Origin of the sequence: Knoellia koreensis (genome assembly GCF_013041615.1) — a bacterium.
Taxonomy (GTDB): Bacteria; Actinomycetota; Actinomycetes; order Actinomycetales; family Dermatophilaceae; genus Pedococcus; species Pedococcus koreensis.
In genome coordinates this window covers 1,547,923-1,568,702 of the sequence record NZ_JABEPQ010000001.1, presented here as the reverse complement: position 1 = coordinate 1,568,702, position 20,780 = coordinate 1,547,923, and the positions used below count along the sequence as shown (strand labels likewise).

Sequence of the window (20,780 nt, the reverse complement as noted above, 5' to 3'; positions counted from 1 at the left end):
ATACCGTGGGCGCATGACCGAGCCAGCGCAAGGCGCGCCGCCCACCCTCGAACCCTTCGGCGACGACTTCGAGTCCGTGCTGTGCATCGTCGCCCACCCCGACGACATCGAGTACGGCACCGCCGCCGCGGTCGCGAAGTGGACCGCCGCCGGCAAACGCGTCACCTACTTCCTGCTGACCCGCGGCGAGGCCGGCATCGACACGATGCCGCCCGACGAGGCTGCGGGCGTGCGCGAGCAGGAGGAGCGCGACGGCGCAGCGGTCGTCGGTGTCAGCGAGGTCGACTTCGGCACCCACCGCGACGGCGTCGTCGAGTACGGGCTGGACCTGCGCCGCGACATCGCGCGTGAGATCCGGCGCCGCCAGCCGGACGTCGTGATCACCGGCGACTACGGCGACCGGTTCGTGCAGGGCATGCTCAACCAGGCCGACCACCGCGCGGTCGGGCTCGCGGCCGCCGACGCGTGCGCCGACGCCGGCAACCGGTGGATCTTCCCCGAGCTCGTCGACGAGGGCTTCGCGCCGTGGCACGTGAAGCGGCTCTGCTTCGTCGGCACGCCGCGACCGACGCACTTCGTCGACGTCACGGGCTACCTCGATCTGGCTGTCGGCTCACTCGAGGCGCACGCGGCATACAACGCCGCCCTCCCGGACACCTTCCCCAAACCGGCCGAGCTCGTGCCGATGATCCTGGAGATGGGCGCCAAGGCCGCGCAGGTCGACGGTGTCACCCACGCCCTCGTGCTCGACGTCGTCAACCGACGCTGACGAGTTGAGTGCCTGAGACCTCCCCCTGGGGCGGTCTCAGGCACTCAACTCGCGAGGTTCAGCGGGCCTGAACCTCGCGGATCCACGCCTCGACGTCAGCGGAGGTGCGCGGCATGGCGGCCGAGAGGTTCTCGTGGCCGTCCTCGGTGACGAGCACGTCGTCCTCGATCCGCACGCCGATGCCCCGGAACGCCTCGGGCGCCTTGAGGTCGTCGGCCTTGAAGTACAGGCCCGGCTCCACGGTGAGGATCATGCCCGGCTTCAGCTCGGCGTCCATGTACTCCTCGCGGGTCGCGAGGGCACAGTCGTGCACGTCGATGCCGAGGTGGTGGCTCGTGCCGTGGACCATCCAGCGCCGGTGGTACTGGCCGTGCTCCTTGTCCAAGGTCGCCTCGACGTCGACGCCGTCGGGCAGCAGCCCCCACTTCTCCAGGTGCTCGGCGATGACGCGGATCGCGGCCGCGTGCACGTCCGAGAACTTGTTGCCCGGCTTCACCGCGGCGAGCCCGGCCTCCTGCGCGGCATACACCGCGTCGTAGATCTCGCGCTGCGCGTCGCTGAAGGTGCCGTTCGCCGGCAGGGTGCGCGTGATGTCGGCCGTGAACAGCGAGTCGACCTCGACGCCGGCATCGAGCAGGATCAGGTCGCCGTCACGCAGCTCACCGGTGTTCTTGATCCAGTGCAGCGTCGTGGCGTGGTCGCCCGCCGCGGCGATCGAGTCGTAACCGACCCCGTTGCCCTCGTGCCGGGCGACGAGCCCGAAGACACCCTCGACCCAGCGCTCACCCCGCCCCTTGGCGACGGCCTCCGGCAGGTCGGCAATGACGGCCTCGAAACCCAGGCGGGTGGCGGCCACCGCCTTGCGCATCTCCTCGATCTCCCACTCGTCCTTGATCATTCGCAGGTGCGAGAGGAAGTGGGCGAGCTCGTCGTCGGCCTCGGCGAGGTCCTCCTGGTCGGCCGACTGGGTTGCCTCCGACACCCCGGCCTGCGTGGTCGACTCGGTCGTGCGGGCCTCGTCGAGCTGACGGGTCAGGTCACGGTCGGCGTCGCGCACGACCCGCACGGTCACCTCGCCGGCATCCTTGACCACGGCGTCGGCGAACTCGTCGAGGTGCCGCCCGCTCACACCCAGCTCGAGCTCGATGTCCTCGATCGTCGGCCGAGCGCCGACCCAGAACTCCCCGTAGCGAGTGTCGGCGAAGAACTCGTCGGTGTCGCGGCCGGCCAGCGGACGGAAGTACAGGACCGCCTCGTGCGTGCCGTCGTCGCGCGGCTCCATCACCAGGACGGCGTCGGGCTCACGGTCACCGCCGAGCCCGGTGAGGTGGGCGAACGCACTGTGCGGCCGGAACACGTAGTCGGTGTCGTTGCTGCGCACCTTCAGGCCGCCGGCGGGGATCACCAGCCGGTCACCCGGGAAGGCGGCGCTGAGGGCGTCGCGGCGGGCGGCGGCATACCGCGCGGCCTCCGTCTGCTCGGTGACGCCCGGCGTGCGGGGCGCCCAGTCCTCGGCGATGAAGGCGCGCAGCTCGTCGGTGGTGGGCCGGGCGCGGTTCTCGGGCTTCTGCTGTTCCTCGCTGACGTTCACCCATCCATCGTGCCACGGGACGAAACCCCCTCGTCCTTCTGGTGGATTTGGTCCTATTCGTCCTTTGTCACGATCGTCCGATGGGGAGGCACCGAGGCAGCGCGCGGCATCCGCTGGTGCTGGTCGCCGTCCTGACGGTGGTGGCCGTGCTCCTCGCGGGTGGTGGCGCGTATGCCGTGTGGCGGGCATTCGACGAGCCGTCGCCGGGTGAGGTGGCGCCGACCGTGACCGCCGGTGGCGGGTCGAGCGTCGGGGCCGAATCCGTGGAGACAACGGGTCCTGGCACCACCGGGCCGAGCAGCTCGACGACGAGTGGAAGCAGCACGACCGGGAGCAGCACGAGCAGCGGCCCGTCCGCCGAGGCGACCGCGGCGCTGCAACGGTGCGTCACGACGGTCCGCGCCCAGGAGTCCCTCGCCAAGGCGGTGGCCGGCTCCGCCGCCAGCTGGCAGACCCACACCGATGCCCAGCGACGCATGGAGGCCGGCACGTTCACGGCCGCTCAGACGGCAGCCGCCTGGGCCCGGTCGAAGGCCAGGGGGCCGGCCGACCTCAAGGCCTACGCCACCGCGAACGCCGCGGTGAAGCAGGCCGGTCAGGGCTGCGCCGACGTCGATGCGAAGACGGCCGGCAGCCCCCTGGCGGCGAAGGCATCGGCCTGTGCCGAGCGCTCCACCCGGCTGGCGGCGGTCCAGGCCGCCGGCGGCAAGGTGCAGTCCGAGTGGTCGGCGCACATCGCGATGATGGCCAACAAGGCGCACACCAACAAGGCGGCCTACCACGAGCGGTGGCTGGGGATGGTCAAGGACGCCGGGCCGACTCTGACGGCCTACCGGACAGCGGCCGCCGCTGCGGCCAAGGCGCCGGCCTGCACCGCCTAGCGCACTAGCGCACTAGCGCACCACGCCCGTCGTCCGCGCGAAATCGTCAGTCTCCCAACAGGTTTCGCACAGCCTTCTCCACCGCGGCCTGTCGCCGGTCCGGGTTGCGGAACCGGCTGGGGTCGACGTCGATGGTGGTCCCCGACTCGTAGCGCTCGATGACCCGCGGGTCGATGTAGGACTTCTTGGCGATGGTGGGGGTGTTGCCGAGGTAGTCGGCGACCTCCTCGACGCACGCCTTCACGGCCCGGCGTCGGGATGCCTTCGTGTCACCGGCTTCGTCGGTGGTCGCGAGCGACTCAGCAGCCAGCACCGTGGCATGCCAGGTGCGGAAGTCCTTGGCCGTGAGCTCGCCGCCGAACAGTTCCGCGAGGTACTCGTTCACGGTCCCGGCGTCGAGGTCCTTCCACCCGCGCCCGTTCCGGTAGGCGAGTAGCCGCTCGCTGCGGGAGCGCCTGCGGCGCATGCGATCCAGCGCGGCAATGGCCTGTCGGTCGTCGATCGTCACCGTGTGCTCGATGCCCGACTTGCCGACGAACGAGAACACCAGCTCCCCACCGCGGCGTCGCACGTGCCGACGCTCCAGTGTCGTGAGCCCGAACGACCCGTTGTCCTCGGCGTAGATGCCGCTGCCGATGCGGAAGTAGCCGAGGTCGAGGAGGCGGAACGCGGTCGCGGCCGCCCGCTCGGGCGGCATACCGTCGACGGCGATGTCGCGCGCGACCCGCCGCCGGGCCTTGGGCAGGCCCTGTGCGACCACGAGCAACCGGTCGAACTTCTGCTGGTCCCGCTTGGCTCGCCAGTCCGGGTGGTAGAGGTACTGCCGCCGACCGGCGGCGTCGGTGCCGACGGCCTGGAGGTGACCCCGGTCGTCGGGGCAGATCCACACGTCCTCCCAGGCCGGAGGGATGGCCAGCGACTTGACCCGTTCGACGTGCCTGGCCGCCAACCGGCGACCGGCCCCGTCGAGGTAGGTGAAGCCCTTGCCCGCCCTGCGCCGCGTCCAGCCCGGTGACTCCGGGGACACCCGGCGCAGGCGTGGCATCAGATGGTGCTGTCTGGTCCGCTGCGACGGGCTTCGTCGGCCGAGGCGTCGTCGGGCATGGTCTGGCTGATGCGTTCGGCCTCGACCCGGCCGAGGTAGATGTCGATCTCCTCCCGGGTCTTGGCGTCGTCCCAGCCGAGGACGGGTGCCACGAGCGCGGCGGCGACGGGTGCCGCGCTGACGCCGCGGTCCCAGGCCTCGATCGAGGTTCGGGTGCGGCGGGTCAGGACGTCGGTGAGGTGCAACGCGCCCTCGTGCGACGCGGCATACACGATCTCTGCGGCGAGGTGGTCCTCGGCGCCCTCGAGCGGCTGGCCGAGCTCGGGGCGTTCGGCGATGAGGGCGAGCAGCTCGGGGGTCAGGGAGCCGTAGCGGCGCAACAGGTTCTCCACCCGGGCGACGTGCAGGCCGGCGTCGGCGGCGAGGGTCTGGCGCTGGTTCCACAATGCCTGGAAGCCCACGGCACCCAGCAAGGGCACCGTGTCCGTCGTCGACTGGGCCGTCTTGCCCGGCAGTGCCTGCGCGGCCTCGTCGATCGCGTCCTTGGCCATGACTCGGTAGGTCGTGTACTTGCCTCCGGCGACCACGACGAGACCGGGCGCCGAGTGGGCGACGACGTGCTCGCGCGAGAGCATCGACGTCGACTCGGACTCACCCGCGAGCAACGGCCGCAACCCGGCATACACGCCCTCGACGTCCTCGTGCGTGAGGGGGGTGGCGAGCACCTTGTTGACGTGCTCGAGGAGGTAGTCGATGTCGGCGGCCGTCGCGGCCGGGTGGGCCTTGTCGAGTCGCCAGTCGGTGTCGGTGGTGCCGATGATCCAGTGGCGGCCCCACGGGATGACGAACAGGACCGACTTCTCGGTGCGCAGGATCAGCCCGGTGCTGGAGTGGATGCGGTCGCGTGGCACGACGAGGTGGACGCCCTTGCTGGCGCGTACGTGGAACTGGCCGCGCTCGGCGAGCATCGCCTGGGTGTCGTCGGTCCAGACGCCGGTCGCGTTGACGACCTGCTTGGCGTGGATCTCGAACTCGGTGTCGGTGAGCTTGTCGATCGCCCGCACCCCGGTGACCCGCTCGCCCTGGCGCAGAAACCCAATGGCCGCAACGCGATTCGCAACGTGGGCGCCGTAGTGGGCCGCGGTGCGGGCGAGCTCCATGGTGTGGCGCGCGTCGTCGACCTGGGCGTCGTAGTACTGGATGGCGCCGGTGAGGGCGTTGCTGCGCAGGCTCGGCATCTGGCGCAGCGCCTGCTTGCGGGTGAGGTGCCGGTGGCGGGGGAGCCCGGCGTCATGGCCGGCGCCGAGGGCCATGGTGTCGTAGAGCGCGATGCCCGAGCCGACGTAGGCGCGTTCCCACACGTGGTGCGACAGCGGGTAGAGGAACGGCACAGGGCGGACCAGGTGTGGCGCGAGCCGGGTGAGGAGGAGGCCGCGCTCCCGCAGCGCCTCCCGGACGAGGGCGAAGTCGAGCATCTCGAGGTAGCGCAGCCCGCCGTGGATCAGCTTGCTCGAGCGCGACGACGTGCCGCTGGCGAAGTCGCGTTGCTCGATGAGGCCGGTGGTGAGGCCGCGGGTGACGGCATCGAGGGCGGCGCCGGTTCCGACCACGCCACCGCCGATGACGAGCACGTCGAGCTCGATGCCGGACGCCATCGCGTCGATGGCTGCCTGGCGTCCCTGCGGGGACAGAGCCCCGGTTGTCGCCCCGGTCATTGCGTGCTTCCTACTCCTCGTCGACGTCGACCCAGTCGAGCGTGCGCTCGACGGCCTTGCGCCACCCGGCATACCCGTCCTCGCGCTGCTTCACGCTCCACGACGGTTCCCAGCGGCGCGACTCCTGCCAGTTGGCCCGCAGCTCCTGGGTGCCCGACCAGAAGCCGGTGGCCAGACCAGCAGCGTATGCCGCGCCCAGAGCCGTCGTCTCGGCGACCCTCGGGCGCGACACGGGCACATCGAGAATGTCGGCCTGCAGCTGCATGCACAGGTTGTTGGCGGTGACGCCGCCGTCGACCTTGAGGACGGACAGCTCCATGGGCACGCCCGCTGCCTCGGTGTCCTTGGTCATGGCGTCGGCGACGTCGCGCGTCTGGTAGCAGATGGCCTCGAGGGTGGCGCGAGCCAGGTGGGCGCCGGTGTTGTAGCGGCTCATCCCGACGATCGCGCCGCGGGCGTCGGGTCGCCAGTAGGGGGCGAAGAGGCCGGAGAAGGCCGGGACGAAGTAGAGCCCGCCGGTGTCGTCGACGGAGGCGGCGAGGCGCTCGACGTCGCCGGCGCCGGAGATGATGCCGAGCTGGTCGCGCAGCCACTGCACGGCCGAGCCGGTGACGGCGATCGAGCCCTCGAGCGCGTAGACGGGCTTGGCGTCACCGAGCTGGTAGGCGACCGTCGTGAGCAGCCCGGACTCGCTGCGCACGATCTGCTCACCAGTGTTGAGGATCATGAAATTGCCTGTGCCGTAAGTGTTCTTGCCCTCGCCGGGGTTGAAGCACACCTGGCCGACGGTGGCGGCCTGCTGGTCGCCGAGGGCGCCGGACAGGGGCACCTCGCCGCCGACGGGCGCACCCTTGCGGGTGGTGCCGTAGAAGGCGGGGTCGGAGCTCGGCCGGATCTCCGGCAGCATCGAGCGCGGGATGTCGAAGAAGCCGAGGAGCTCGTCGTCCCAGTCGAGGGTCTCGAGGTCCATCAGCATGGTGCGGCTGGCGTTGGTCACGTCGGTGACGTGGACGCCGCCGTCGGTGCCGCCGGTGAGGTTCCACAGCAGCCAGGTGTCGATGGTGCCGAACGCGAGGTCGCCCTTGTCGGCGGATTCCCTTGCCCCGTCGACGTTCTCGAGAATCCACTGGACTTTGCCGGCGGCGAAGTAGGCCGCAGGAGGTATGCCGGCCCGCTGGCGAATCGTGTCCCCTCGCCCGTCGCGGTCGAGGGCGCGGGCGATGCGGTCGGTACGGGTGTCCTGCCAGACGATGGCGTTGTGGACCGGGCGGCCGGTGCGGCGGTTCCAGACGACGGTGGTCTCGCGCTGGTTGGTGATGCCGATCGCGGCGAGGTCGCTGGCCTGGAGCCGTTGCTTGGCGAGGGTGGTGGCGATGACGGTCTGGGTGCGCTCCCAGATCTCCAGCGGGTTGTGCTCGACCCACCCGGCGCGCGGCAGGATCTGCTCGTGCTCGAGCTGGTGGCGCGCGACCTCGGCGCCGTCGTGGTCGAACACCATGAACCGCGTGCTCGTCGTCCCTTGGTCCACCGCGCCCACGAAGTCGGCCATGTGCCGACCCTATCCGGGCCGGTGCGGTGACCCAGCCGGAGCTCCACTGTGGTGTTGCCAATTGCGAACCTGGGTTGTGGATATCCGCAACCCAGGTTCGCAATTCGCGCAACGCTTGGTGTGCTCCGGCTGGCGCGAGGTCGGCGAACCGGGCCGGAGGGAGGTGGACTCGTGGACGAGTGGGGCGACGACGGCACGCTCTCCCGTGAGGATCGGCGTTACCAGGCGGAGCTGCGCGCCGAGGCGCAGAAGCGGGAGAAGTCGGAGGCACTGGCGCGAATCGACCGGCTGCCGTTCACGCTGCGCGAGGCGTCACGATCCGTGGACGAGCTGCTGACCCGGCTCCTCGCCCGCCACGACCGGGCGGACCTGTCGCTCAATGCCGTCCATGCCTTGGTCCTGTCGCGCCATCCCATGCCGATCGTGAGCATGGCCCGTCGCTTGCGGATCTCGCCGCAAGCGACCAGCAGGGCGGTGGCCGAGCTCGAGCGGCGGGAGCTGGTCGAGAAGCGACCGAGTCCCAGGGATTCTCGTGCTCTGCTGGTGAGCCGCACCGCCGAAGGCGAGGCGCTGATGCACGAGGTCCGGGAGGACCTGGTCGTCACCGTCTGCATCATGGCGGACGCGCTCAGCGAGGACCGCCTGGGAGAGCTGGCCGACGAACTCGCCGAGCTCGCGTCAGTGGAGGTCGACAACCCGCGCTGGTAGCACTACTCCTTGGGCGCGGGCTCCTGGAGCTCGGGGCGTCCGGGCTGCTCGCCGCCACGGGCGTCGAGGTAGTTCTGCTTGGGCACCATGACCTTGCGGCGGAAGATGCACACGAGCGTGCCGTCCTGGTTGTAGCCCTTGGTCTCGACGTGGACGACGCCGCGGTCGTCCTTGCTCGTCGACTCCCACTTGTCGAGCACCTCGGTCTGGCCGTAGATGGTGTCGCCGTGGAAGGTCGGCGCGACGTGGCGCAGGCTCTCGATCTCGAGGTTGGCGATCGCCTTGCCGGACACGTCGGGGACGCTCATGCCGAGTAGCAGCGAGTAGATGTAGTTGCCGACGACCACGCTCTTCTTGAACTGCGTGGTGTTCTCGGCGTAGTTGCTGTCCAGGTGGAGCGGGTGGTGGTTCATGGTCAGCAGGCAGAACAGGTGGTCGTCGTACTCGGTCACCGTCTTGCCGGGCCAGTGCTTGTACACCGCGCCGACCTCGAACTCCTCATAGCTGCGTCCGAACTGCATGCGCCCCATCGTGCCGGGTCGGGTCGGGCAACGGCAGTGGTATGCCGCGTGCGTTCCCTCACAGCACCGGTGTCAGTTCGCAGCCTGGCGCCATTGCGTCCAGCCCTGCGGCGTGCGGTACCGCAGCATGAGCCGCACCTGCTGACCAGGTGCACCGCGGTACTCCACGGCGAAGGCGCTGTAGTCACCGTCGAGCGGCTTCGTGGTCAACGGGGTGAGGATGGTGGTCCCGTCGGTGAGCCTGGCTTCGAGCGTGCTGGCTGCCTTGGGGGCGACGCCGACGAACCAGCCCTGCTCCACCCCGTCGGTGTCGATGTCGCCCCGGCCGTCGGGCAGGCTGACCATGGCCTGCTGCTGTGCCACAGGGCCGGACTCGGGGAGCGCGGCCGAGGTCGGGCTGGGGTCGCCGCCGACGAGGTACCCGTACAACCCGTCGGTCGAATTGGCCCAGACCGTCACGGGGTCGCCGCCAGCGTGCGGACGGAACTCCACCGTGGGGAGCTCACCGCCGGGGCCATGGACCCTGCCGCCCTCGTCGGCGTAGATGCGACCCCGGAACCTGGCGGCATCGGCCGGCACGTCGTAGACCCGCGCATAGGTGGCATACATCCGTCCCACGACTCGGCCGTCCGCTCCCTCCCAGGCCCCCGAGCCCGCCGAAGCTGCCAGGTCGTCGGCCCGACCGAAGGTGGCCGGCAGGATCCCGAGCACCACGCCCGGGCGGTTCTTCGCCTGCACCCACGCCTGTCCGTTGACGATGGTGGCGCGCTGGAGGTCGACCACCTGCCGGGTGCCCTGCTTCACACGCCCGAACTCGACGACCGTGGGCGAGGCGAGGCGGTAGCTGTAGCGGTCGCCCTTGAGCGGCACCGTGACCGTCGACGACGTCAGCGTGCCGGTGCTCGCTGCGGGAGTCGGTCGCTGTGCATCCCGGGTCAGCTCCGGACCCACGACCAGGCCGGCCGCCACGACCGCAGCGACCCCGAGAGCCGCGCCACCGGTGGTGAGCCGACGGCGGAGGCGACGGCGGCGCCCGCCGGACACCACGGCATACGGATCGATGTGCATGACGGGCGCGCTGGTGCGCTCCAGGACATCGGTGAGGTCAGTGGGCATGCGAGTTCTCCTCTCGCGCAAGGGATTCGCGAAGCTTGGCCAGGCCACGGGAGGCGCTGGACTTGACGGTGCCGAGGCTGATGCCGAGCAGGTCGGCGACGTCGGCCTCGGGGAGTCCGGCGTAGTGGCGCATGACGACGACCTGGCGTTCGCGCAGCGGCAGCGCGGCGAGCAACCGGACGACGTGGTCGGCGTCCTCGGGTCCGCGGTCGGTGACTCCGCGATCGGGGACGTCGTGGGACGGGGCCTCACGCGACGCGCGGCGCCGGTCGTCGATGTGCAGGTTGAGCAGGACCTTGCGGGTGTAGGCGAGCGGGTCGCCGCTGCTGACCCGGCGCCAGCGGACGAAGACGCGCTCGAGGGCCGCTTGGACGAGCTCTTCGGCCTGCACCGGGTCGCCGCTGATGAACCACGCCGTCTTGAGCAGCCGCGGAGACGCGCCGCGGACGAAGTCCACGAAGTCGTCGTCGCTGCTCACCGCCGGCCCCTTCCTGTCGCTGTCGACCCTTCAACGGGGATCGTCCCGCAGAGGTTGAGGCCGGGCGAGAAAAAGTTGTGGATCAAATGTCGAGTGGATGTGGGCAGGCACGTCAGGGTGGTGTCCGGGCCGCGCAGGACAGCAACCGCGGCCACCAGCGACCCGAGAGGGAGCAGCACCATGAAGTACGTCGTCCTCATCCACTCCAACCCCCAGCCGTGGGGTCACCCGACCGGTGACTTCGTCGCCGAGCAGCAGGCCCTGCCCGAGGCTGAGCGCGCCGCCAACAGCGCCGACTTCGACAAGCTCCTGGGCGAGCTGTCCGAGCGCGGCGAGCTCGTCGGCGGCCAGGCGCTCGGCGACCCCCGCGACGCCAGGCTGTTCCGGTGGGAGGGCGGTCGGCGCAAGGTGACCGACGGCCCCTACGCCGAGACCGCGGAGCACTTCGCCGGGTTCTTCCTCATCGACGTGGCCGACCAGGCGCGGGCCGAGGCGGTGGCCGAGCGCATGTCCGGCCCCGGCGAGACGGTGGAGCTGCGCCCCGTCGCCGACTGACCCGAGTCGAGGGGTCACGGCGCGCTGAAGGGACTCGCGATCGTCAGCGTGCCTTGACCCCTCGACCAGCCGGCTACCGCGCGGCGCGCGCCTTCGCGGTCGTGGTGACCGAGGCGGGGGTATGCCGCGTGGCGGGCTTGCGCAGCGTGGCTGGCAGCGAGTCCTCGGCGGACTCGACGAGCTTGAGGTCGGCCTCGACGTGCAGGCGGGCGTTCTTGATGAGCAGGGACACGACCGGGTCGTCGCGGTGCTCGCGCTCGAGGGCGGCGAGGTGGTGGGTCTCGGTCATGAGGTGGCGCCGCTGGGTCGACAGCACCTCGTCGAGGACGCCGCGGTCGCCGGTGCGCACGGCCGCGACCACCTTGAGGAAGAATTCGTCGCGGTAGCCGCCCGCGCGCGGAGCCGGCGTGCCCAGCCAACGTGACAGCTCGGCATACCCGTCGTCGGTGAGCTCGTAAACCACCCGGTCGGGCTTGACGGTCTGGGACTCGCGATGGGTCGTGGCAAGCCCGTCGCGGGAGAGGCGGTCGAGCAGCTGGTAGAGGTGCCCGATGTTGAGCTGCCCCCACTGCGGGCCGACGGCGTCCTCGAAGGCGCCCTTGAGCTCGTACCCGTGGCTCGGACCGTCCGCGAGCAGGGAGAGCACGACGTGGTGCAACGGCATGGTCACAGGGTGCCAGAGAGTCCTTGCATAGTCACTAGGTATCGGGCATGGTGAGCGCGTGCTCCGGATGATCCGCTCCCAGCTCGTGCACCGGGCGAGCCGCACGCTGGCGCTGTTCCTGGGCATGCTCGTCGCGACGACGGCGTTCACGGTGCTCACTGGGGCGTCGGACACGTCGCGGCTCGTGGTTCGCGGCGAGGTGGCCAAGAACTTCCGGCCGGCCTACGACATCCTCGTGCGGCCTTCTGGGGCTGCCACGAAGCTGGAGCAGACGCAGGGGCTGGTGCGCGAGAGCTACCTGTCCGGGCAGTCGGGCGGGATCACCATGGCGCAGTATGAGCGGATCAAGGCGCTCGAGGGGGTCGACATCGCCGCGCCGGCCGCGATCATCGGCTACGCGATGCAGATCGTGCACGTGCCGGTGGACCTCAGTCGGTATGCCGGTGCGCCGGGTTCCGGACGCAAGGTGCTCCGTGTGGACGTGGCAAGGAAGGTCGACTCCGGTCTGACCACGGTGCCGGGCGAGCACACGTTCTTCGTCTACGTCACGGACGACAAGATCACGCTGGTGCCGGCGGACGGGCAGGGCCTCCCGAACCCGTACGGACCCACCGAGGTGGTCGGCGGGAAGAAGGTCACGCTGTGCCCGTGGGACAGCACCGAGACGACCACGGCGGGGGACAGCGTCATCAATGGGCCGTTCAGCGAGTACGTGCGGACCGAGACGACCTGCTGGCAGCGCGGCAAGGTGGGGGTGGTCCAGGGACGCCTCAACCCGGAGAAGGGCAAGGACGTCACGGTCCAGATCCCGCTGTCCCTGCCCTACCTCGTGGCTGCCGTCGACCCTGCGGCCGAGGCCGAGCTCGTGGGCCTCGACGGTGCCGTGACGGAGGGCAGGTACCTGGAGGACGCCGAGCCGTGGAAGGCGGTTGCCGGGCCCTTCGGTGACGGCGGCGGTACGGACGGACCGAGCCTGCAGGAGAAGCAGGTGCCGATCCTCATGGCTTCACGCACCTTCGCCACGGGGTCCGACGAGATCACGGTCAGCGACCTCGGGGCCGCCGGTGTCACGGCGATGACGAAGAACCTGCCTCCGGCCGAGCTGCGGCCGGCCCTGCTCGCCCAGAAGGGCAGAGAGATCGGTTCGACCTCGATCACCGGACAGCAGGCGTTCGAGCGGTTGCCAGGCATCGAACCGCCCGGCACGCAGACCGAGGGCGAGTTCGACTACTTCGGCGACCTGTGGACGGCTAGCCCGCCCACGATCACGCCCAAGGGCCCCAGATCCGTTGCGGTGCAAGCGAAGCAGCTCGACCCGACGACGCTCGACTACTCCAGCTTCTCGTCCCTGTTCCAGCCGTTGTCGGAGACCCTCGACGTGCCGTTCCGGGACCTCGAGCACCACGGTGGCAACAACCAGGGCAAGAAGGGCGACCCCTTCTTCAAGATCCCGCGGTGGGAGGTGGTGGGGCGGTTCGACCCGCTCAAGGTTGACCAGGGCAAGGACCTCGCCGCGGTGCCCCTCAGCCTCTACCGGCCGAGCAGCCTCACCGGCGCCGACGCCGCCGCCCTGGCCGCGCTGAAGGACGGCACCCTAGCTCCGAACGGCAGCATGCTCGGGTACGCGCAGGAGCCGCCGATGATGCTGACCAGCATCGCCGCCATGGACGCCTTCACCGCCAAGGACGCCTACCCGACGATGGCCAAGGCCGCCAAGGCGCCGATCGGCTCGATCCGCGTGCGTGTCGACGGTGTCGTCGGCATCGACCCGATCAGCCGCGAACGCGTCCGCAAGGTCGCCCAGTCGATCACCGACAGCACCGGACTCGACGTCGACATCGTCGTCGGTTCCTCACCCACACCGGTCGAAGTCGCCCTCCCCGCAGGCAAGTTCGGCCGCCCGGCGCTCAACCTCGACGAGGGCTGGGTGCTCAAGGGCGTCGGTGTCGCGCTGCTCCAGGCGGTCGACCGCAAGAGCATGGTCCTCTTCGGCCTGATCCTCGTCGTGTGCTCCCTCTTCTTGGCGAATGCCGCGTCGGCGGCGGTGCGTTCGCGCCGCACCGAGCTCGGGGTGCTGGCCGCGCTGGGCTGGTCGAGACGCATGGTGTTCCGTGCAGTGCTGGGCGAGCTCGCGCTGACCGGGCTGCTCGCCGGCCTTGCTGGTGCCGCGCTGTCGTGGCCCATCGCCGCGCTCGCCGGCATCCAGCTCTCGCCGTGGCGCGCCCTGCTCGCCATCCCGGCAGCGGTGGTGCTCGCCGTACTCGCCGGGCTCTGGCCGGCCCGGGTCGCGGCTCGCTCCCACCCGGCCGACGCGGTTCGTCCCCACGTCACGGCCCCCAAGCGCCCGACCAGGCTGCGCAGCCTGCGCGGCATGGCGTGGTCCAACCTGCGCCGGGTGCCGGGTCGCGCACTGCTCGGTGTCGTCAGCCTCGCCGTCGGGGTCGCGGCGCTGACGGTGCTGCTCGGCATCACCCAGGCGTTCCGCGGGGCTGCTGTCGGCACGCTGCTCGGTGACGCAATCACGTTGCAGGTCAGGGGAGTCGACTACGTCGCGGTGATCGCCACCATCGCCCTCGGGGCGCTCGCCACCGCCGACGTGCTCTACCTCGGGGTGCGCGAACGCGCGGGTGAGTACTCCACCCTGCGCGCCCTCGGCTGGACCGAACGCGCCCTGTCCCGCGTCGTCACCTGGGAGGGCCTGACCATCGGCGTCCTCGGTGCCTTGACCGGTGCCGCCATCGGGGTCGCCGTCACAGCCGTCTTCGCCGCCGACCTGCCACCCGGCCTCGTCACAGCCGGGGCTGTCGCGGCGGGCATCGGCATCCTCGTTACCCTGCTCGCGCTGCTCGTCCCCGTCACCGCCATGCGTCGCCTGCCCACCGCCGCCCTGCTCGCCGAAGAGGAATGACGTCATGACCGACACGTCACGGACCGAGACCACCCAGACCGAGACAACGCAGACCGATTCAGCCCCGTCGCGCCGCGACCGGGCCACCGAAGCCACGGATGCCACCCGGCACGGCGCACCGGTCCGCACGCACAACCTGGTCAAGACGTTCGACGCCGCGGCGGGCAATGTCGTCCCGGCCGTCGACCACGTCGACCTCGACCTGCCCGCAGGCTCGGCTGTCGCGCTCACCGGACCTTCCGGCTCCGGCAAGTCCACGCTGCTCCACCTCATCGGCGCGATCGAGAAGGCCGACGGCGGCACGATCACGGTCGGCGAGACCGAGGTGACGGCGCTCCCGGGAGGCAAGCTCGCGGCATACCGGCGCACTGTCGGGTTCGTCTTCCAGCGCTATCACCTGCTCCCGGCCCTCACCGCCCTCGACAACGTCCTGACGCCCGTCCTGCCGCTCAAGGTCGACTTCGACAAGCAGGCGCGGGCGCGTGACCTGCTGGCGATGGTCGGCCTCGCCGGGCGCGAGCACGACGTGCCGTCGCACCTGTCCGGTGGCCAGCAGCAGCGCGTCGCCATCGCCCGGGCCCTCATCCACGACCCGGCGGTGATCCTCGCCGACGAACCCACCGGCAACCTCGACACGAGGACCGGTGAGGAGATTGTCGACCTCCTGCTCGCGCTGCGCGCCGAACGCGGCACCACCCTCCTGCTCGCCACCCACGACCTCACCCTCGCCGCGCGCTGCGACACGGTCGTCCGGCTGCGCGACGGCCAGGTCATCGAGGTGCAACAGGTCGCCGGCGACCGCTCCACCGCCGAGACCCTCGAGTCGATCGAACGCCTCGGCTGAGCCGAGTCGAGGGGTCACGGCTCGCTGAACGGGCGCGCGATCCTCAGCGCGCCGTGACCCCTCGAACCTCCGGGCACGGTCCGTGCCGGCCAGCCCCTACCCTTGGGCCGTGCGCATCGACCTCCACACCCACTCCACGGCGAGCGACGGCACCCAGCCGCCGCAGGACGTGGTCGCCGAGGCGTCGCGCGCGGGTCTGGACGTCGTCGCGCTCACCGACCATGACACGTATGCCGGGTGGCCGGCTGCCGTGGCCGCGGCACCTGAGCTGGGGGTCACTCTGGTGCCGGGTGTCGAGATCTCATGCAGCCACAAGGGAATCAGCGTCCACCTGCTCGGCTACCTCCCGGACCCTGACCATGCCGCGCTCAGGGCCGAGCTCGACAAGGCGCGCGACTCCCGGGTGACCCGGATCGAACGCATGGTGGAGCGGATGGCCGCGGACGGCATACCGGTCACCGTCGAGGCGGTCCGCGCGCAGGCCGGTGCCGACACGACGCTCGGGCGGCCCCACATCGCTGACGCGCTCGTCGCGGTCGGCGTCGTGCCCACCCGCGACGCCGCCTTCGCCGACATATTGGGCAATGGATCCCGGTACTACGTCTCGCACTACGCGCCCAGCCCGGTCCGCGCGGTCGAGCTCGTCCGCGCCGCCGGGGGAGTGCCGGTGATGGCGCACCCGTTCGCCGCCGCGCGCGGGTGGACCGTCGACGACGACGTCATCGCCGACATGGCGCGGGCCGGCCTCGCCGGGCTCGAGGTCGACCACCGCGACCACACCGAAGAGCAACGCGCCCACGGCCGCGAGCTGGCCGACGAGCTCGGCCTCCTCGTCACTGGTTCCAGCGACTACCACGGCACCGGCAAGCTCAACCGGCTCGGCGAGAACACGACGGATCCGGCTGTCCTGCAAGAGATCGAGCGCCAGGCGACCAGCGGTGTCGAGGTGGTGCGGCCGTGAGCTCGCTCTTCGACCCGCAGCTGTTCGGCTCGGTCTTCGTCACCCTGCTCGTCATCATGGACCCGCCGGGCGCACTGCCGATCTTCCTCGCCCTCACCGGGTCCCTGACCCAGAAGCAGAAGATCGCGGCCGCCCGCCGTGCCTCCCTCGTCGCGCTCGGTGTCATCGCCGCGTTCGCGGTCTTCGGGCAGTACATCCTCAGCTACCTGCACATCTCGCTCCCCGCGCTCCAGGGCGCGGGCGGGCTGCTGCTGCTCATCGTCGCCCTCCAGCTGCTGACCGGAGCCGAGTCCGAGCAGCACGCCGACGCCGGCGTCAACGTCGCCCTCGTGCCGCTCGGCACCCCGTTGCTCGCCGGGCCGGGTGCAATCGTCGCGACGATGCTCGCCGTCCAGAGCTCGACCCGGGCCGGCCAGTACCTCGCGGTCGCCGTCGCGCTCGTGGCCGCGCTGGTCGTCGTCTGGCTCTTCCTGCGGTTCGCCTCAAAGGTGCACGGCCTGCTCAAGGACTCCGGCACCGTCCTGCTCACGCGGATTGCCGGACTGCTGCTGTCCGCCATCGCCGTGCAGATGGTCGCCGACAGCATCCGCGCCTTTGTCACCGGCACCGCCTAGCGTGGGGGCGGTGAGCGAGGGGCAGGTGGGTGTGCAGGGAGAGTTCGCGGGTATGCCGCGGCGCCTCTTCCGCGCGTCACCCTCCAAGCTGCTCGCGTGGGTCGACTGCCCGCGCCGCTACCGGTTGCAGTACCTCGACCGGCCGGCGCCCGTGGCCCGTCCGCAACGTGCGCACACCTCGCTGGGAGTGGCCGTCCACAACGCGTTGCGCGACTGGTGGGACCTGCCGGTGCCCGAGCGCACCCCGGCGGCGGGCGCCGAGCTGGTGCGCACCTCGTGGATCGACGTCGGCTTCCGCGACGCCGGCCATTCGCAGGCGTGGCGCCGGCGCTCGCAGGCCGACGTCACGGCATACCTCGACGACGTCGACCCGGCCACGCAGCCCCTCGGCATCGAGCGCACGGTCTCGCTCAAGACCGGTGCGATCGCCATGTCCGGGCGCATCGACCGGCTCGACGAGCGCGGCTCCGAGCTCGTGGTGGTCGACTACAAGACGAGCCGTGGAGTGCCCACCGACGACGACGCGCGCACCTCCCTGCCGATGGCCTTGTATGCCGCGGCGGCGTGGAAGATGTTCCGGCGCCGGACGACGCGGGTCGAGCTCCACCACGTGCCGTCGGGCACCGTGGCCGCGCACGAGCACACGCCGGAGTCGTTGCAGCGCAAGCTCGCCGAGGCCGAGTCGATCGCCGCGGACGCGCGCAGGGCGGAGGACGACTACGCGCAGTTCGGCATCGACTCGGGGCGTTTCCCGGCACGCGTCGGGCCGCTGTGCCAGTGGTGCGACTTCCGGGCGCACTGCCCGGCGGGGCAGGCTGCCGGACCCGAGAAGTCGGACTGGGCCGCGTTGGAGGACGACCCGCAGGCGGCCACTGCGCCGGAACGGTCACCAGCGCCAGCGGATGCCGAGCGCCCCGGGCCCGAAGTCCTGAGCCAGGTAGACGTGTGAGGTGGAGCGCACGGGCGACTCGTCCTCCGAAATCGTGACGCTGTCGACCACCCGGTAGCGCTGCACGGTGGCCGGCATCCGGTCCGGGTGGAAGCGCACGCAGACCATCACCTCACCGGCCCGCCGCACGGCATACGCCTCGTAGAACTCATCGTTGGACAGGTCACGGGGCAGGTCGATGCGCACCTCGACGATCGTCGTCTCGCCCCGCTCCAGCGGACGGTCGAAGACGACCTCCGCGACGAAGATCCCGTCCTCGCGCCGGTGCACCTCCCGACCCAGGTGACCACCCGCGACGACGTGGAAGGTCGCGTCGTCGCCCGCGGGTTCCTGGGCGACCACCATGGTCGGCATCGCTGCCACGTTGTCGGCCATGGCCCGGATGACCTGGCGGAACGCCAACGTCCTGGGGATGCCTTCGGCGTCGAGCTCGAGCAGGTGCTGCACCGACTCCTCCGTCAGCGGCTGCGGCAGCGGACAGCCCACGTCCGCCAGCGCGGCCTCGAGGAGGGGCTGGACGTCCACCCGGCCGGCGAACGGGGGGATGCGCGACGGCGGCACCCGGCGCGAGGGGCCGAGTCGGTCGGACAGCTCGCCGTGGCGCAGCGCCAGCAGGTCCTCGACCTCGGCGAGGGCGTCGAGCGACGTCGCGCGTTCGGGCTGGCTGCGACCGGAACGCCAGTAGCTCAGCGTCGCCACGCTGACCGGGGTGCCGCGCGCTGCGAGCCGGTCGCGGAGGCCGGCCAGGCTCCAGCCCCGGCGCTCGAGTGCCCACGACAACGCCTGGCTGAAATCGAGGTCGCGCGGTGGCACTGCCCTGCGGTCACCCATCGGCGGCCACCTGTCACCCGAGGTCCAGCGCTCCTCACTCATCGCGATCGACCTCGCTCACATCTCCCATCTCCCACCGGATCCCGAGCGTGCCGGGCCCGAAGCGGTGCTCGAAGACGTGCGCTGACGGTGAACCGTCCTCGAGCCAGCCGTCCAGGATGACGGTGCCGTCGATGGTGCGCTGGTAGGACTGGATGGCCCGCGGCGGGTGCGCCGGGTCGAACCGCACCCAGACCAGGGCGGCGTTGACGCGGCCCCGGGCGTGGTACTCGTGGTAGTGGCCCGCCGACAGCTGGGACGGGTAGACGATCTCGTGCTCGATCACGGTGCGTTCACCCTCGCCGAGGGGGTGGTCGAGCAGCAGCTCCGCGCCGAAGACCCCTTCGTCCGGCCGACAAGCGGTGCGTCCCACGGTGCAGCCGGAAACCTTCGCCACGCTCGGCCGTGCGTCGTCGTCGGACGGGTTGACCAGGGCGAGGACCGGGACATGGCGCACGCCGTCGCGCAGCGCGCGGATGACCCGCCGCGCAGTGATCGCCCGCGTCGCACCCGAGCCGTCGACGTCGACCGCCAGGTGCACGACCTCCTCGACGGCGTGCAGCGGTGGGGCGCAACCCAGCTCGGCCAGAACCGCGGCCTGCACCGTGCACGGGCTGGGCAGGTCGGCGCAGGTCACGAGCCCGGCGAGGGCGTCGTTGGCGGGCGGCACGAAGTGGTCGACCAGCCGGCCGGCGGGCAGGTCGAGGAGACGCTCGAGCACGGCGAGTGCCTCGAACGACTCGGCCCGCTGCGGTTGGCTGCGCCCCGTAGCCCAGTAGCTCAGCGTCGCCGTGCTCACGGTCACGCGGCTCTCCGCAAGCCGCGCCTGGACCTCGTGCAGGCTCAGCCCCTTGTTGGCAACTGCCTGCCGCAGGTCGTCGGCGAACGCCGACCGTCCCGAGGTCTCGTCAACAACCGCCACCAGCGCCCCCTGCTCCGCGCACCGTCACCGGCACCCCTGCAGCACCGGTCATTCATGGTGGGGTGAATCTAACCGTGGGCCGTTCACACACGAACCTGCGGTGTGTGAATGGCGCGTCATTAGGTTGCTGGCTGAGCGAGGTGTCGAGGTACGTGCCGCCGCAGGGGGCGAGGACGGGAGACGGGGACCTCGGCACCTCGCTCGTCGCCCGGCCTGCGACACTGGAGCTGCAGCGCGCACCCAGCACACCCGCACCGAAAGGGCGTCGCCCGTGGCGAGGACACGTAGCAGGACCCCGGCCGTCGTCGCGGTGGCCAACCAGAAGGGCGGCGTCGCCAAGACGACCTCGGTGGCGTCCCTCGGCGCAGCCTTCGCCGAACAGGGCAAACGGGTGCTGCTCGTCGACCTCGACCCCCAGGCGTGCCTGACGTTCAGCCTGGGCGTCGACCCCGACGAGGTGCAGTCCTCGATCAACGAGGTGCTGCTCGGGCAGGCCACGATCGCCGAGGTGCGGGTCAGCTGCGAGGACGGGGTCGACCTCGTCCCGAGCGTCATCGACCTCGCCGGCGCCGAGTCGATGCTGATGCCGCGCCCCGGACGTGAGCACGTCCTCAAGGGGGTCCTGGACGAGGTGGCCGACGACTACGACGTCGTCCTGCTCGACTGCTCGCCGAGCCTGGGCGTCCTCACCCTCAATGCCCTCACGGCCGCCCGCGGTCTGGTCATCCCCATGCCGTGCGAGATGCTCAGCCACCGCGGCGTCGGCCAGCTCCTCGACACGGTCGCCGACGTGCAGCGCATCCTCAACAAGGACCTCCAGGTGCTCGGCATCCTGCCGACCCTGTTCGACGGTCGCAGCAACCACGCGCGCGAGGTGCTCGCCGACGTCGGGGAGCGCTACGACCTGCCCGTGCTCGAGCCACCGATTCCCAAGACGATCCGGTTCGCCGAGGCACCGGCCGTGGGGCGCTCGATCCTGGCGACGTCACGCACCTCCAAGGGCGCCACGGCATACCGCGAGGTCGCCCAGGCACTCGCCAAGCGCCTCTGACAGCAGGCTGGCCCACGCACAACGGCGGTTGCGCGGCCCACCCCCGAGCAATTGCTCCAGGGTTTGTCG

The 20,780-nt window shown here is 71.0% G+C and carries 20 protein-coding genes; 10 read left to right on the top strand and 10 right to left on the bottom strand.

The window, feature by feature from the left end:
* Window positions 1–13 precede the first annotated feature (13 nt).
* Window positions 14–769, top strand: coding sequence for a PIG-L deacetylase family protein (locus HJG52_RS07645; protein WP_171242853.1), 756 nt, complete (start codon window positions 14–16; stop codon window positions 767–769).
* Window positions 770–827: 58 nt separating this feature from the next.
* On the opposite strand, the gene HJG52_RS07640 is transcribed toward HJG52_RS07645, so the two are convergent.
* Complete coding sequence (locus tag HJG52_RS07640) at window positions 828–2,360, bottom strand: aminopeptidase P N-terminal domain-containing protein (protein WP_171242852.1); 1,533 nt, start codon at window positions 2,358–2,360, stop codon at window positions 828–830.
* Window positions 2,361–2,440: 80 nt separating this feature from the next.
* On the opposite strand from HJG52_RS07640, the gene HJG52_RS07635 reads away from it, so the two are divergent.
* Window positions 2,441–3,241, top strand: a complete 801-nt coding sequence (locus HJG52_RS07635; protein ID WP_171242851.1) for a hypothetical protein — start codon at window positions 2,441–2,443, stop codon at window positions 3,239–3,241.
* Window positions 3,242–3,287: 46 nt separating this feature from the next.
* Here the strand turns inward: HJG52_RS07635 and HJG52_RS07630 are convergent, their stop codons facing one another.
* The 3 genes from HJG52_RS07630 to glpK are packed head-to-tail and all read right to left on the bottom strand — an operon-like array spanning window position 3,288 to window position 7,550.
* A complete protein-coding gene (locus tag HJG52_RS07630; RefSeq protein ID WP_171242850.1) occupies window positions 3,288–4,286 on the bottom strand; it encodes a DNA topoisomerase IB in 999 nt (332 codons plus the stop codon).
* Complete coding sequence (locus HJG52_RS07625) at window positions 4,286–6,001, bottom strand: glycerol-3-phosphate dehydrogenase/oxidase (RefSeq protein ID WP_171242849.1); 1,716 nt, start codon at window positions 5,999–6,001, stop codon at window positions 4,286–4,288. The genes HJG52_RS07630 and HJG52_RS07625 overlap by 1 nt, the downstream gene beginning before the upstream one ends.
* A gap of 10 nt (window positions 6,002–6,011) precedes the next feature.
* Window positions 6,012–7,550 carry a glycerol kinase GlpK gene (gene glpK, locus HJG52_RS07620; protein WP_171242848.1) on the bottom strand — a complete coding sequence of 513 codons (1,539 nt, stop codon included), beginning with the start codon at window positions 7,548–7,550 and terminating at the stop codon, window positions 6,012–6,014.
* Window positions 7,551–7,721: 171 nt separating this feature from the next.
* Between glpK and HJG52_RS21565 the strand changes: the two genes are divergently transcribed.
* Window positions 7,722–8,258 carry a MarR family transcriptional regulator gene (locus HJG52_RS21565; RefSeq protein WP_171242847.1) on the top strand — a complete coding sequence of 179 codons (537 nt, stop codon included), beginning with the start codon at window positions 7,722–7,724 and terminating at the stop codon, window positions 8,256–8,258.
* A gap of 2 nt (window positions 8,259–8,260) precedes the next feature.
* Here HJG52_RS21565 and HJG52_RS07610 read toward each other — a convergent pair whose 3' ends face one another.
* The 3 genes from HJG52_RS07610 to HJG52_RS07600 form a co-directional block, all read right to left on the bottom strand.
* Complete coding sequence (locus tag HJG52_RS07610) at window positions 8,261–8,779, bottom strand: MaoC family dehydratase (protein ID WP_171242846.1); 519 nt, start codon at window positions 8,777–8,779, stop codon at window positions 8,261–8,263.
* A gap of 72 nt (window positions 8,780–8,851) precedes the next feature.
* Window positions 8,852–9,895 carry a hypothetical protein gene (locus HJG52_RS07605; protein WP_171242845.1) on the bottom strand — a complete coding sequence of 348 codons (1,044 nt, stop codon included), beginning with the start codon at window positions 9,893–9,895 and terminating at the stop codon, window positions 8,852–8,854.
* Window positions 9,885–10,373, bottom strand: a complete 489-nt coding sequence (locus HJG52_RS07600; protein ID WP_171242844.1) for a SigE family RNA polymerase sigma factor — start codon at window positions 10,371–10,373, stop codon at window positions 9,885–9,887. Before HJG52_RS07600 ends, HJG52_RS07605 begins: the two co-directional genes overlap by 11 nt.
* 180 nt (window positions 10,374–10,553) lie before the next feature.
* On the opposite strand from HJG52_RS07600, the gene HJG52_RS07595 reads away from it, so the two are divergent.
* Window positions 10,554–10,928, top strand: a complete 375-nt coding sequence (locus HJG52_RS07595) for a YciI family protein (protein ID WP_171242843.1) — start codon at window positions 10,554–10,556, stop codon at window positions 10,926–10,928.
* A 73-nt stretch (window positions 10,929–11,001) separates the two neighbouring features.
* On the opposite strand, the gene HJG52_RS07590 is transcribed toward HJG52_RS07595, so the two are convergent.
* Window positions 11,002–11,592 (bottom strand): PadR family transcriptional regulator, encoded by a 591-nt coding sequence (locus HJG52_RS07590; RefSeq protein ID WP_171242842.1) that lies wholly within the window; start codon window positions 11,590–11,592, stop codon window positions 11,002–11,004.
* Window positions 11,593–11,659: 67 nt separating this feature from the next.
* On the opposite strand from HJG52_RS07590, the gene HJG52_RS07585 reads away from it, so the two are divergent.
* From HJG52_RS07585 to HJG52_RS07565, 5 genes are all read left to right on the top strand, one after another.
* Window positions 11,660–14,500: an ABC transporter permease gene (locus tag HJG52_RS07585; protein ID WP_240977730.1), complete on the top strand. Its 2,841-nt coding sequence runs from the start codon at window positions 11,660–11,662 to the stop codon at window positions 14,498–14,500.
* Between the two features lie 4 nt (window positions 14,501–14,504).
* Complete coding sequence (locus HJG52_RS07580) at window positions 14,505–15,344, top strand: ABC transporter ATP-binding protein (protein ID WP_171242840.1); 840 nt, start codon at window positions 14,505–14,507, stop codon at window positions 15,342–15,344.
* 109 nt (window positions 15,345–15,453) lie between these two features.
* Window positions 15,454–16,305, top strand: coding sequence for a PHP domain-containing protein (locus HJG52_RS07575; RefSeq protein ID WP_171242839.1), 852 nt, complete (start codon window positions 15,454–15,456; stop codon window positions 16,303–16,305).
* A complete protein-coding gene (locus HJG52_RS07570; RefSeq protein ID WP_171242838.1) occupies window positions 16,302–16,919 on the top strand; it encodes a MarC family protein in 618 nt (205 codons plus the stop codon). The genes HJG52_RS07575 and HJG52_RS07570 overlap by 4 nt, the downstream gene beginning before the upstream one ends.
* Before the next feature lie 10 nt (window positions 16,920–16,929).
* Window positions 16,930–17,868: a RecB family exonuclease gene (locus HJG52_RS07565; protein WP_346767615.1), complete on the top strand. Its 939-nt coding sequence runs from the start codon at window positions 16,930–16,932 to the stop codon at window positions 17,866–17,868.
* Here HJG52_RS07565 and HJG52_RS07560 read toward each other — a convergent pair.
* The gene (locus tag HJG52_RS07560) at window positions 17,806–18,741 is read right to left on the bottom strand and encodes a hypothetical protein (RefSeq protein ID WP_171242837.1); all 936 of its coding nucleotides are present in this window, start codon (window positions 18,739–18,741) and stop codon (window positions 17,806–17,808) included. The genes HJG52_RS07565 and HJG52_RS07560 overlap by 63 nt on opposite strands.
* Window positions 18,734–19,660, bottom strand: a complete 927-nt coding sequence (locus HJG52_RS07555; protein ID WP_171242836.1) for a helix-turn-helix domain-containing protein — start codon at window positions 19,658–19,660, stop codon at window positions 18,734–18,736. The genes HJG52_RS07560 and HJG52_RS07555 overlap by 8 nt, the downstream gene beginning before the upstream one ends.
* 271 nt (window positions 19,661–19,931) lie before the next feature.
* Here HJG52_RS07555 and HJG52_RS07550 point away from each other — a divergent pair, with 271 nt between their 5' ends.
* The gene (locus HJG52_RS07550) at window positions 19,932–20,711 is read left to right on the top strand and encodes a ParA family protein (protein ID WP_346767614.1); all 780 of its coding nucleotides are present in this window, start codon (window positions 19,932–19,934) and stop codon (window positions 20,709–20,711) included.
* Window positions 20,712–20,780 lie beyond the last annotated feature (69 nt).